This window comes from Paenibacillus lautus (assembly GCF_050482385.1).
Classification (GTDB): Bacteria; Bacillota; Bacilli; order Paenibacillales; family Paenibacillaceae; genus Paenibacillus_AQ; species Paenibacillus_AQ lautus_B.
In genome coordinates, this window is the sequence record NZ_JBCNHV010000022.1 from 172,740 (window position 1) to 185,683 (window position 12,944).

Annotated in this window: 11 protein-coding genes and 1 other annotated feature; of the genes, 1 reads left to right on the forward strand and 10 read right to left on the reverse strand. The window is 48.8% G+C overall.

Annotation, left to right across the window (positions count from 1 at the left end; translation table 11 throughout):
• Positions 1-6 precede the first annotated feature (6 nt).
• The 9 genes from ABEW73_RS26130 to ABEW73_RS26170 form a co-directional block, all read right to left on the reverse strand.
• A complete protein-coding gene (locus ABEW73_RS26130) occupies positions 7-969 on the reverse strand; it encodes an ABC transporter permease (RefSeq protein ID WP_098748753.1) in 963 nt (320 codons plus the stop codon).
• A 709-nt stretch (positions 970-1,678) separates the two neighbouring features.
• Entirely contained in the window at positions 1,679-3,307 is a 1,629-nt protein-coding gene (gene groL, locus ABEW73_RS26135; RefSeq protein WP_430163257.1) for a chaperonin GroEL, read from the reverse strand.
• A gap of 62 nt (positions 3,308-3,369) precedes the next feature.
• Positions 3,370-3,651 carry a co-chaperone GroES gene (groES, locus tag ABEW73_RS26140; RefSeq protein ID WP_430163259.1) on the reverse strand — a complete coding sequence of 94 codons (282 nt, stop codon included), beginning with the start codon at positions 3,649-3,651 and terminating at the stop codon, positions 3,370-3,372.
• Positions 3,652-3,928: 277 nt separating this feature from the next.
• Complete coding sequence (locus ABEW73_RS26145) at positions 3,929-4,747, reverse strand: nucleotidyltransferase domain-containing protein (RefSeq protein WP_430163730.1); 819 nt, start codon at positions 4,745-4,747, stop codon at positions 3,929-3,931.
• Between the two features lie 236 nt (positions 4,748-4,983).
• Positions 4,984-5,757, reverse strand: a complete 774-nt coding sequence (gene tatC / locus ABEW73_RS26150) for a twin-arginine translocase subunit TatC (protein ID WP_430163262.1) — start codon at positions 5,755-5,757, stop codon at positions 4,984-4,986.
• Between the two features lie 72 nt (positions 5,758-5,829).
• Positions 5,830-6,066, reverse strand: a complete 237-nt coding sequence (locus tag ABEW73_RS26155) for a twin-arginine translocase TatA/TatE family subunit (RefSeq protein ID WP_076324711.1) — start codon at positions 6,064-6,066, stop codon at positions 5,830-5,832.
• A 217-nt stretch (positions 6,067-6,283) separates the two neighbouring features.
• On the reverse strand, positions 6,284-6,775 hold the full coding sequence (locus tag ABEW73_RS26160) for a MogA/MoaB family molybdenum cofactor biosynthesis protein (protein WP_076324712.1): 492 nt from the start codon (positions 6,773-6,775) through the stop codon (positions 6,284-6,286).
• 49 nt (positions 6,776-6,824) lie between these two features.
• Complete coding sequence (gene moaC, locus ABEW73_RS26165) at positions 6,825-7,301, reverse strand: cyclic pyranopterin monophosphate synthase MoaC (protein ID WP_071222520.1); 477 nt, start codon at positions 7,299-7,301, stop codon at positions 6,825-6,827.
• Positions 7,302-7,304: 3 nt separating this feature from the next.
• A complete protein-coding gene (locus tag ABEW73_RS26170; RefSeq protein WP_430163265.1) occupies positions 7,305-7,955 on the reverse strand; it encodes a 5-formyltetrahydrofolate cyclo-ligase in 651 nt (216 codons plus the stop codon).
• Positions 7,956-8,239: 284 nt separating this feature from the next.
• Here ABEW73_RS26170 and ABEW73_RS26175 point away from each other — a divergent pair, with 284 nt between their 5' ends.
• Positions 8,240-10,192, forward strand: coding sequence for an ABC-F family ATP-binding cassette domain-containing protein (locus tag ABEW73_RS26175; protein WP_430163267.1), 1,953 nt, complete (start codon positions 8,240-8,242; stop codon positions 10,190-10,192).
• A gap of 477 nt (positions 10,193-10,669) precedes the next feature.
• Here the strand turns inward: ABEW73_RS26175 and ABEW73_RS26180 are convergent, their stop codons facing one another.
• Complete coding sequence (locus ABEW73_RS26180) at positions 10,670-12,193, reverse strand: 2-isopropylmalate synthase (protein WP_430163269.1); 1,524 nt, start codon at positions 12,191-12,193, stop codon at positions 10,670-10,672.
• Between the two features lie 154 nt (positions 12,194-12,347).
• Positions 12,348-12,684: a binding site (T-box leader), on the reverse strand.
• Between the last annotated feature and the right edge of the window lie 260 nt (positions 12,685-12,944).

Consider the following 12,944-nt stretch of genomic DNA (forward strand, 5'->3'; position numbering starts at 1 on the left):
CCCCTTTTACCAAAGCGAAGTCTGGTTTGCCTTTTTGCTCAAGTAATTAGCTCCGTATACCAGAATGAAACCAATCACAGCCTGGAATAGGCCAACCGCTGTGGCATAGCTATAGTTATTGTCAATGAGTCCTTTTCTGTACACGTAAGTATTCAGGACATCCGCGGTGTCATAAATCGTTGGATTGTACAACAGCAGGATTTTGCCGAAATCGGCCGTTAAAATCGTACCTAGGTTTAACAGCAGCATAATAATAATGGTCGGGACCAGACTTGGGAATGTAATGTAACGGAGCTGGCTCCACCGGCCCGCCCCATCGATCTTGGCTGCTTCATAGAGATCGGGACTAATGCCCGAAAGAGCGGCGATATAAATAATGGCGGAAAATCCAGCTCCCTGCCAAATTCCCAACAGCACATAAATCGTTCTGAAGTAATCCGGATCTTGAAAGAAGAAAATACTCTCAATTCCAAATTTATTTAAAAGAATATTGACGATACCCGTACTCGGCGAAAGGAAGGTAAGAGCCATCCCGCATACAACAACCGTAGAAATAAAATACGGTAAATAGCTTATCGTCTGTGCAATTTTTTTGAACAGGAGATTCCTTATTTCATTGAAGCAAAGAGCTAAAATAATCGGCACAGGGAACCCGAAAATCAAGCTGTAAATATTAAGGAGCAGCGTGTTTTTGATCAATCTAAAAAAATGGGGGTCATCCAAAAATTGTTGAAAATATTTAAATCCGACCCAGCTGCTTCCGGATATCCCTTTGACCACGTTGTACTTCTGAAATGCCATCAACAAGCCATGCATCGGCCAATAGGCAAATATGAAATACCATATAAAAACAGGTAGAAACATAATGTAAAGCCATTTGTTGTATACAAGCTCCTTGGCCATTAACTGAAGTTTGGAGCCCTTCTTCTTTTTCATATCGATCTGAATTATCGGTTCTAAACCAGCCATGTATAAACTCCTTTCAACGCACTCATTCTTTGCTGCCAAACGCCCCTTTGTTGGATCCATCCATGTACTCCAAGTCCATGAATCGCCTATTAAACAACCCCTTCCACGAGTTTCATATCACTTCTTGATTTGGAAACGCATCCATTAAGCGCTTTCAATTTCATTGTTTACATGATATTTCAACTCCATTTTCCAGCCGTTTTTAGCAAGCTTTTTATCACATTATAACTGATTCAATTAATTTGTACAGTGTCTTTATTAATTATTTATATTAAAAAATAATTCGTGGGAAAGCTACTCCTTAATAGCTTTGGGCTGCTCCGCTACCTTTCTATGAGAATGCCGCCTTACTCATATCATACCGAACCATATTTGACTATAAAAGCAAGTTCCTTATACCAGCTGCCCGGTCAGCACCTCAATCTTACGCTGTGTAATCTTTCCTTTACGATCTACGTAATGATTTCGATAACATTTCCCATGCAGCTCCTCATCACTACTCGCCCTCATTCGAAGGCCACTTTGCAAGTGTATACCCATGTCACTGAAAGATACGAGAAAAACCGATGAGCAAGATGAACATTCAATTTTCAGACATCCTGGCTAGCCTCTCCTTGCAATGAATGTGACCTTTTTGTGACCTTATACAAGAAAAGAGACCCCGAGAGGTCTCTTTTTCATTGATATGACAGGCTTTTGGGGCCTATTATTACATCATGCCGCCCATTCCACCCATGCCGCCCATGTCAGGCATAGCTGGTTTTTCTGGTTCTGGCTTGTCAGCGATAACCGCTTCAGTTGTCAGGAACATAGCCGCAACGGAAGCTGCGTTTTGAAGAGCGGAACGCGTTACTTTCGCAGGGTCAACGATACCTGCTTCGAACATGTTCACCCAAGTATCTGTAGCGGCGTTGTAGCCGATACCGATATCTTCTTTTTTCAGACGCTCAACGATAACGGAACCTTCTTTGCCAGCGTTTGCTGCAATCGTGCGGATTGGCTCTTCCAGAGCGCGCAGAACGATGTTCACGCCTGTTTTCTCGTCGCCTTCTACTTGAACAGCAGCAACAGCGTTGTATACGTTAACGAGCGCTGTACCACCACCGGATACCATACCTTCTTCAACCGCAGCGCGGGTTGCGTTCAGGGCATCTTCGATGCGCAGTTTGCGTTCTTTCAGTTCCGTTTCAGTAGCCGCGCCGACTTTGACTACAGCTACGCCACCAGCCAATTTAGCCAGACGCTCTTGCAGTTTTTCTTTGTCGAAATCGGAAGTGGTTTCTTCCAATTGGTTGCGGATTTGCTTCACGCGAGCCTCGATGTCTTCTTTGTTGCCAGCGCCATCCACGATAATGGTGTTCTCTTTGGTTACGCGCACTTGACGAGCGGTACCCAATTGATCGATGGAAGCTGTTTTCAGGTCGAGACCGAGCTCTTCCGTAATCACTTGGCCGCCAGTCAATGCAGCGATATCTTGCAGCATGGCTTTACGACGGTCACCGAAGCCAGGAGCTTTAACAGCAACAGCATTAAACGTTCCACGCAGTTTGTTCAAGATCAGCATCGCTTGCGCTTCGCCTTCGATATCTTCAGCGATCAGAACGAGTGGTTTGCCTTGCTGTACGATTTTTTCAAGGATCGGCAGGATCTCTTGCGTGTTGGTAACTTTTTTATCCGTGATCAGGATGTATGGATTCTCAAGAACAGCTTCCATTTTATCCGTATCGGTAATCATGTATGGAGAGATGTAGCCGCGGTCAAATTGCATACCTTCTACAACTTCCAGCTCTGTCAAGAAGCCGCGGGATTCTTCAACGGTGATGACGCCGTCTTTGCCCACTTTATCCATAGCTTCTGCAATCAGTTGACCTACTTCTTCGTCAGCTGCGGATACGGAAGCGACTTGAGCGATTTCCTGGTGGTTCTTAACTTCTTTCGCGATGACTTGAAGCTCAGCCACAGCTGCTCTAACCGCTTTGTCGATACCCTTACGGATGATCATTGGGTTTGCGCCAGCTGTTACGTTCTTCAGACCTTCACGGATCATAGCTTGTGCCAGAACCGTTGCCGTTGTTGTACCGTCACCGGCAACATCGTTGGTTTTGGTAGCTACTTCTTTAACAAGCTGAGCACCCATGTTCTCGAATGCATCTTCCAGCTCGATTTCTTTAGCGATGGTTACACCGTCATTCGTGATGAGCGGGCTTCCGAATTTCTTCTCAAGAACCACGTTACGGCCTTTCGGTCCGAGTGTTACTTTAACTGCATTTGCCAAAGCGTCTACACCGCGAAGCATTGCGCGACGGGCGTCTTCACTGAACTTAATGTCTTTTGCCATGGTATTACATACCTCCCTAGTGGATTATGAAATAGTAAATCAAGGATATATTCAGGCGTTCATTAGCCTAAGATCGCGTGGATGTCGCTTTCTTTCATAATCAAATATTCTTTACCTTCGTATTTGATTTCTGTTCCAGCGTATTTGGAGAAAATGACGCGGTCGCCTTCTTTAACTTCCAAAGGTACACGTGCGCCGTCTTTCAGTGAGCCGCTGCCTACAGCAATAATTTTACCTTCTTGCGGCTTTTCTTTAGCAGAGTCAGGAAGTACAATCCCGAATGTCGTAGTTTCTTCTTGTTCGATCGGTTCTACCAATACGCGTTCACCTAAAGGTCTGATCATGAAAAAATAGCCTCCTTTAAATATGTTGTGATGCTTTTTTCAAAGCTTTATGTATTAGCACTCGACAACCCTCAGTGCTAACAACCAATTTTATGATACTCAAGTTGTGTTAAAATTTCAAGTCCTTTGCATGATTTTTTGATCATTTTTTTGCAATTGAGACTCTATTCGGGGTTGTCCCTAAACTCCCTTCTCCATTGTATCCATGACCAGCCAAAATATGCCTGAGTCTTAAGGAACACTGTACGGCTAAATACCAAATGACGCTCCCCGTTCGTCAAACCGTGAATGACTGCGGTCTGCCGGTTCCCCATCCTTCAACCAGCGCGCTCCGAAACAAAGCATCCAGTCTTTGATCCAGATCCGCGTCTTGGTGCTTCTTATCCTTGACCAGCTGATCATATTCGTTCAATTTCTCTTCGATGAATACGTTAATGATGGGAAGTTTAGGTTCATAATCCATCTCTTCACCCGAACGTTTACGAAGAAGCAATTGATCGATCTCCTGTTTCAGTGCACTTCCCTGATCTAATAGGCCATCCGTAAGCAGCTCGAATTCCATGGGAGGCATCTCGTTGTAGGATTGAATCCAGTCGCATGCCAGGATCGGACGCAGTACATAGAAATACTTTTTGATCTTAACGTCCCCTCCTTGCAAATACATCCGATAATTTCCTTTGGCCATGTTCAGGTAGTGATGCATGCAAGATTTAGGCGAGAACGCGAGCGGAGATATGCTGCGGATTTGCTGGGCGATGCCAAGCGTCTCCTTATACTTGATGGGGGACTCCAACCACTCGAGCAGGGGCGGATTCGACTTGCGAAAAAGCCCCAGCGCTTTTTTCAAATCCCAACCGCTCATATCCAGCCTGTCGCTGATCGGCCGCTCAATCACATCTCGCTTGTCGAATATGGATAAATACCATTCTACAGGTCTGATATAGATAAACCTTACGTCATAATCGCTGTCTGTCGACGGGAAGCCCCAGGCCCTGCTGCCTGATTCGCATGCATACAGGATAAGAACCCCTTCCTCCCGCTCAATCCGCTCCAGTTCTTGCTGAATCGTCGATTTCATTTCCTGCGTTATCTTCATATCCGGAATCTCTCCTTCTGTAGTGGCCGTTTGATTTCCGATATGCTTATTGTCTTCCAAGCGTTCATATTTCAACAGGGTGAAAGTATGGGGATAACCAATAGATGTTACAGTATCCTTCATTTAATTCGATCCTTTAACAAAAACAACCCGCAAACCATACTCCCGTGGAGTGAGTTTAGCGGGTTGTTCTCATTCTCATTCGATCCTATGTTGCAAAACAATTGTCATCACGATTAATCCTCTTCATCTACCTGTAAGTACCGCTTGTCCCGTTCCATGTCTGCCTCTAATTGCTTGCGATAGACCACGGAGGACAGAAACATGCTGAACTCGTACAGAAGCAGAAGTGGAATCATGACCAGGATATCCGATATGAAGTCCGGCGGCGTAATGACAGCTGCAATGAATGCAAGCACGAAATAAGCCACTTTGCGCATTTTTCTGAGCCGAAGCGGATTCAGAATGCGGATTTTCGTTAAGAACATCACCACAAGCGGCAGCTCAAACAGCAAGGCCAGTGGCAATACGAGATTGAACATGAAATTTAAGTAATTGGTAATGCCGTAGGTTTCCTCGAGCCCCATGCTCTGTGTAATCGTTGTCGTGAACGACAGCGTCATCGGAAACACGATGTAATATCCGAACGTTATCCCTACAATGAACAGAAGAAACGCATACGGTACGTAACGAATGGCCGCTTTCTGCTCTTCTTTGCGAAGTCCCGGTTTGACGAACGCCCACAGCTGATAGAAGATCAGCGGAACGGAAATGACGAGCGAGAATACGGCAGCGATTTTCATGTAGATCCCGATACCATCCCAGAAGGAGAAGGCGTGCAGTTCAAAGTTCTTGGCTTCTTCGGCTGCCGTCAAATAATGATAGATCGGCTCCGCAACAAAAAGCCCTCCGATCAGCCCCGCTACGAATACCACGAGCACGACTATAATTCGTTTGCGAAGCTCGCCCAAATGCTCTACAAGCGCCATATCTTTCACTTGCTCCGACATGTTAACCACCACCCTATATGTGACCCTGACAAAACAAAATCCCTCCCGAAGGAAGGGACTTCAAACCTTACATTATTCCGGAAGACGCTTATCCTCAACCTTGGTTGGCTCAGCGGCAACGGCTTGCTGGGGAGCCTCTTCTTTCTTCTTCGCCGGTGCGTCGTCAGCAATAATCTCGCGCGCACCATCCTTAAACTCACGGAATGTTCTTCCGACCGCACGTCCCAGTTCAGGAAGCTTGTTCGGTCCGAACAAGAGTAGCGCCAAAATGACGAGCAAAATAATACCCGGCACTCCAATTGTACTCATATCTTTTCTCCTCCTTGTCCTGCTTAATGCCTTTAAAGGACCTCAGGATGGTCTATATCCGTCACGCCTTGCACTACAACAGGTGTTAACTAAAGACCATAATCCGACTACAGCAGTTGAAACAAGCTCATATACCGCCATCATACCATAATGTAAATCACATATACAGTATAGAATCGTGACAGATTGTTTACATAATTATCTAATGGAGTGCCCTTTAGAGCTGCTCCCGATACTGGCCCGTTACCATCAGCAGTGCCTCCGGAAGCTGATCCATGACCGCCGCCAGATTCTCGTGTACGCCTTTAGGCGAGCCCGGCAGATTGACAATCAAGGTACGGCCGCGGACGCCGCATACACCCCGAAACAGCATCGCGCTCCGATTCTTCTGCATGACGGTAGCACGCATCGCTTCTACGATGCCGGGCACTTCGCGTTCGATGACCCGCTTGGTTGCCTCCGGGGTAACATCTCGGACCGCCAGCTCCGTTCCGCCTGTCGTGAGTACGAGATCCACTTGATAATAATCCGTCAGTTCGATCAATGCCGCGATAATTTCATCCGGCTCGTCCGGTACGATCCGGTATTCAATAATTTCTCCGCTCAGCTCTTCCTCCACCAATTCCCGGATCACTTGAGCGCTCGTATCCTCGCGTTCCCCCCGCGAACCTTTATCGCTCGCCGTTAGGATCGCCGTTTTCCACACCATCTGCCCTCTCTCCTTCCCACTCGTTCGAATCTCCTGTCTCTATGCAATGCTATGTTGTTTCTTGTATGTAATCCCCGCTCTTCCCACCGGTTTTGCTTACCAGGTAGGTCGGGCCGATGACCATGTCCTTTTGCAAGGCTTTGCACATGTCATAGACCGTTAGCGCAGCTGCTGAAGCTGCTGTCAAAGCTTCCATTTCAACGCCGGTTTTGCCTGTGGTCTTCACAGTCGTTTCTATATATAACTCATCTCTAGCATTATCGCTGAACTCCACATTCACGCCGGTCAACGGCAGCGGATGACACATCGGAATCCAGTTTGACGTGTTCTTGGCCGCCATGATAGCCGCAACCTGTGCTACGGCAAGCACATCCCCTTTGCCGATCTTCCCCTCCTGGATGCGAATCAGCGTATCCGGGTGCATACGAACCGTAGTCTTTGCTACCGCAGTCCGGGCCGTTACATCCTTATCACTGACATCCACCATGCGTGCTCTGCCTTGGCCATTAAAATGACTCAATTCCATCTCTTATCCCTCCGCTGCAGGTCTGGCCTTCACAGTATGTCCCCGTTCCGTAACCAAACCGTCCAATACCCTATCATGCTCTTCCATGGGAACATGCTCCAAGACCTGAACCTCGTAACCGATTCCCACCCACAAAGGCTCACCGATCTGACAAGAATTGTCTTTTGCTTCCAGACTAAGCCTGTCCGACAGCCGGTCATAATAACCGCCTCCGTATCCAAGTCTTCCGCCCTTCCTGTCAAACGCAAGCCCAGGTACCCAGATGATATCAGGCCCATGATTCATCCATTTCTGCGATCGCTGCGGATCAGGTTCCAGAATACCGTAAGCTCCGGGAATCAGCTCACTCCATGCGTGAAGCTTATACAATTCCAGCGAACGGTCTTGGGGCAAACTCCGGGGAACGATAACCTGAATCCCCTGCTTCCACGCCCATTCAACAAGCGGCCGGGAATCCAGTTCGGAGCGAAAGGGGACATAAATCATCATGCTCTGAAGTTGAAGCCGATTCATGACCTCCGAAGCATACTCGCAGGCTTGCTGCGATCGCTTCGCCCGCTCTTCCTCGGATAACTCATCCCTGCGTGATAGCATCATTTTGCGCAGGGCATCTTTTGCGGATACCCGCTTCAATTCTTCCTCAGGGTTCAACACGTGATCTTTCCTCTCACGCTTATAATTAAGTTTAGTTTACCATTGTTCTTTCCTTTAGCCAAGAATGCAGGAAGTCGCCAATCATAGTCGATTGTTCGGTCATTTTCATGTACACTTACTTTAAGATATCAGAACGCATAAACTTCAATGCATGAACATCCTGATATCAAAAGAAAAACAACTTCTAAACGGTCTCTCTTCTGAGAGTGTACGTCGGTAGAGGTTTTTCTTATAATGAAGAATTAATCGAACAAACATATAGAATGATGGAGGTTTCACATAATATGCTGCTGCAAGCCAATGGCATTACGAAATTATACGGAGTTACGCCCGTGCTGGACGGGATCAGTCTACAGGTACTTGAACGCGAAAGAATCGGCCTTGTCGGAGTCAATGGGGCCGGGAAATCGACCCTGCTCAAAATTTTGGCAGGCGAGATGTCTTATGATGGCGGACAAATCTTCAAGGCTAAGGAAACCACCGTCGGTTATCTTGCCCAGAACAGCGGGCTTCAGTCGGATTCGTCGATATGGAACGAGATGCTGGATGTCTTCACTCCCCTTCTGGAGATGGAGCGCGAGCTGCGTCAGATGGAGGAACAAATTGCCGACCCGAAGTCGAGTGAGGATCCGAAGAAATACCAGGAGCTTCTGGATCGTTATGCGATCCGTTCGGACTGGTTCAAGGATCAGGGCGGTTATGAGATCGAAACACGTATCCGAAGCGTCCTTCACGGCATGGGATTTGGCAGTTTTTCGCCGGATACCTCCATTGCCACTTTAAGCGGCGGGCAGAAGACAAGGCTGGCCCTTGCAAAAATATTGCTGCAGGCACCCGACCTGCTCATGCTGGATGAACCGACGAACCATCTGGATATCGCGACCCTCACCTGGCTGGAGGATTATCTGCGCGGCTATTCCGGTTCATTGCTTGTCGTTTCCCACGACCGCTATTTCCTGGATCGTCTCGTGACGACCATCGTTGAAATCGAACGCCGTCACTCCAAAAAATACACGGGCAACTACAGCCGGTATATTGAACTGAAGGCAGCGGAATACGAATCCCAGCTGAAGCAATACGAGAAGCAGCAGGATGAGATCTCCCGCATGGAGACCTTCATTCAGCGAAATCTAGTCCGGGCCTCTACGACCAAGCGCGCGCAGAGCCGTCGTAAAGCGCTGGATAAAATGGAACGGATGGATAAACCGCTGGGGGATCTGAAGAAAGCACACTTTTCTTTTGAAGCCGAGTATATGTCAGGCAAGGATGTGCTTCATGTGCGGGATCTGGCACTTGCGTTCGAGCAGGACAAGCCATTGTTTAGGCAGGTTTCCTTTGATCTCAGCCGCGGGGAAACCGTAGCATTGATCGGTCCCAACGGCGTTGGCAAATCGACGCTCCTTAAATGCCTGATCGGTACATTGAAGCCAACGGCCGGATCGCTTCAATGGGGGACAAAAGTGAAGATCGGCTACTACGATCAAGAGCAGTCCGAGCTGAATCCAAGCAATACCGTTCTGGAAGAGCTATGGGGCACCTATCCGCATATGGAGGAAGCCCGCATCCGCACCGTTCTGGGCAACTTCCTCTTCAGCGGCGAAGATGTGCTCAAGAAGATCAGTTCCTTAAGCGGCGGGGAAAAGGCACGCGTCTCGCTTGCCAAGCTGATGCTCCTGGAAGCCAACATGCTCATCTTGGACGAACCGACGAACCATCTCGACTTATTTGCAAAAGAAGTTCTGGAATCGGCACTAATGGATTACGAAGGCACTTTATTGTTCATATCCCATGACCGTTACTTCCTCAACAAAATGGCCGAACGCATCATCGAGCTTCATCCGGACGGCATTCAACATTTCCTGGGTAATTATGACGACTATACGGAGAAAAAGCAGGAAATTCTCGATATGAATGACGAACCTTCCGAGCCGTTTGCTCGTCACACGCTGAAGCAGGAAGGGAAAGTCGAAGCTACCGTCGAGAAACAGGGAGCCGTTTCTTTTGAAGCCGAGAAGCAAGCAAAGCGGGAGGAACGAAACCGTCAGCGCAAACTCACAAGTCTGGAAGAACAAATCCATGCTTTGGAATCGGACATCTCCGAGCTTGAGACCGAGATGACGCTGCCGGAGATCTACCAGGATTATATGGCACTCCAAGAACGCCAGCAGTCGTTAGAAGATAAAAAGAGTCAGCTTGAGCAAATTTTTGCCGAATGGGAGTCATTACTGGAAACTTAAAAAAATTCACAAAAGTGTTTCAAATGGAGTTTTGCATTTATACACAAACTTATCCCCAATAACGGTGCATAAGTTTACCATGGAAATGGCCGAAATGGCCATTTTTTTGTTGTTATTCGCGCATCTTCGGTCCTATATCCAACTTTATCCACTAAGTTATTCACATTATCCACAGTTTCCACCGAAGAAATTGAAAATCCTGTCCCCTCTTTTCATCGTCTTGCAAAAGACCGATTTATCGACATTTTTCTCGCTTATGCACATTTTCCGGCGAATATGTGGATAACGTTGTTCACAACTTGACAGAATTATATGTCTTATATAATAGGCTTCTATATAGGCTTACCTCTTGTTATTTGCCAGTTATATTGAACTAGATTTTGAAAAAAGCGACCTTCCTCAGCGCAGTTCGGAAGGTCGCTTGTGCCAACAATTATCGAAGTGGAGACGCTAAGGTTCCCTGTTCAGCTTCCTCGCCTAGACCGACATCAACGCCGAGTTGCATGCAGCAACGTATGCCAGGCCTGCGGCCATCACGATATCCTGGTGCACGGCCGTGCCGCGGAAGTTCTTGCCGGCCTTCTCAACCGTGACCGCTGCTTCGGCATGCGCATCTTCGCCGCTGCTTAAGGAATGAAGTTCCAGATCGCCAAAGCGGATGTCGCTGCTAATTCCTTGGCTGATCGCCGAAATAACGGCTTGCACCGGACCGTCCGCCACGCTGGAGTAGGTGGCTTCCGTTTGCTCGCTCAGATGTCGCAGCGTGACGGCCGCAACCCGACTGCTGCCCGTTCCCGAAATGACCTGCGCCTCGGTAAGCTCATATACTTGGGCCGGTTTGCCTAGTGTGCTGCTCACCATCTGCAGCAACTGATCATCGCTGACCACCTTCTGACGGTCAGCCGTCTCCTTGAAGGTATCGTACAGGGACTCCATCTCGGCTCCATCGAGCTGGACACCGTACCTGGCAAGGCGATCCTTCAGCGCATGACGACCGGAATGCTTGCCCAGCACGATCATGCTCCGCGGAATCCCCAGCTTTTCCGGGTCCATAATTTCGTAGGTGCTTCGATCCTTCAGCAGACCGTCCTGGTGGATGCCCGATTCATGCTGGAAGGCGTTCCGTCCGACCACAGGCTTATTGAAGGCCATTGGAAAATGCATCGCACCGCTAACGAGACGGGATACTTCATACAGCTTCTCGGCCGTAATGCCCGTCTCCGCCCGCAGCATGTCACCCCGGGTAGATAGAGCCATGACCAGCTCCTCCAGTGCGCAGTTGCCTGTACGTTCGCCCACCCCATTCACGGTAACCTCGATCTGGTTGACGCCGTTCTCGATCGCGGCCAGGCTGTTGGCTACAGCCAGACCGAGATCATTGTGGCAGTGGGCGCTGTAGGCGACCGTCTTTCCGCCACGGGCGCCTTCCCGCACGCGTCGGAACATCCGACCATATTCATTCGGAAGCGCATATCCAACCGTATCGGGCAGATTGATAACCGTTGCGCCCTCTTCGATGACGGCCTCCACCATCTCAATCAGGTCGTCAATGCTGGTACGCGAGGCATCCATCGCCGTAAATTCCACCACGTCGCTGAACTGCTTCGCATATGCTGTCATCTCACGTGCCCTTGCGACCACATCCGGACGGCTCATGCGCAACTGGTGGCGAAGATGGATATCGGAAGACGAAATAAACAGATGAATTCGCCTTCTGGCCGCGTCGTGGGTGGCCTTGACGGCAGCATCAATATCCCCTTTCACAGCACGCGCGAATCCGCATATCTCCACCTGCTGCAGCTGTCTCGAGATGGCCTGCACGGCGGCAAACTCCCCGGGGCTGGACACCGGAAACCCAGGCTCCATGACGTCAACGCCCAGCTCCGCCAGCTTCCCGGCCAGCACAATCTTCTGCTCAGGCTGCAGGCTTGCTCCCGGTGCCTGTTCCCCGTCCCGCAATGTGGTATCGAATATTTGGATGGTTCTCATGGATTCATTCATTTTTGTATACTCCTCCTTGGTTATGGTATGATCCGATTTCCTACGGGCTTGTTATCCCATCTGCTCGATATGTTCGCTTTACGTCCGCACGTCGACCTGCGTCCGCATCCCACCCTGCTGCTGCCGACAGCAAAAAAGCCCGCCATCTCTTCCTATAAGAGACGACGGGCTAACACCCTCCGTGGTACCACTCTAATTGACGCGCCTCGTTCGCAGCTGTTCTGCCGCGACATATACACGTCCACTCACGTCCATGATCTCCTCATACCGGCCGGACATGAAGAGAATGGACATCCCGATCACGGAGGAAACTCCGTAAGAGAGTACGGCTGCATTCATCGTCATTGGTCTGTCTTGCTCCATCAACCGATGCGTGCTGTTCCCCTCTTCCGCTCCCGGGTGAGATTCAAAGCTTGCTGCCGCTGCGTTACACCAAATCCGCAGCTCTCTGTAGACAGCCCTCTTTTACTGCTCCCGTTCATCGCGTTTATACGATATGCTGTTATGCCGAATCTCATGATATCCGGCACTTCACCGAGTATCTCGCCTCTTTTGTACTGTTTCGTTGTCATATGCCTACTTCTGCTTGATCAAAGCATTAGCTGCCTAATAAGAATGCAAAAAAGCCTGCCATCTCTTATTCAAGAGACGACAGGCTATCCTATCGCGGTACCACTCTTGTTGACTCTAAGCTCCCGGGTACATGCTGTTCCCGGACCTTAAAGCCCCCTTCATCGCCAAATCACAAATG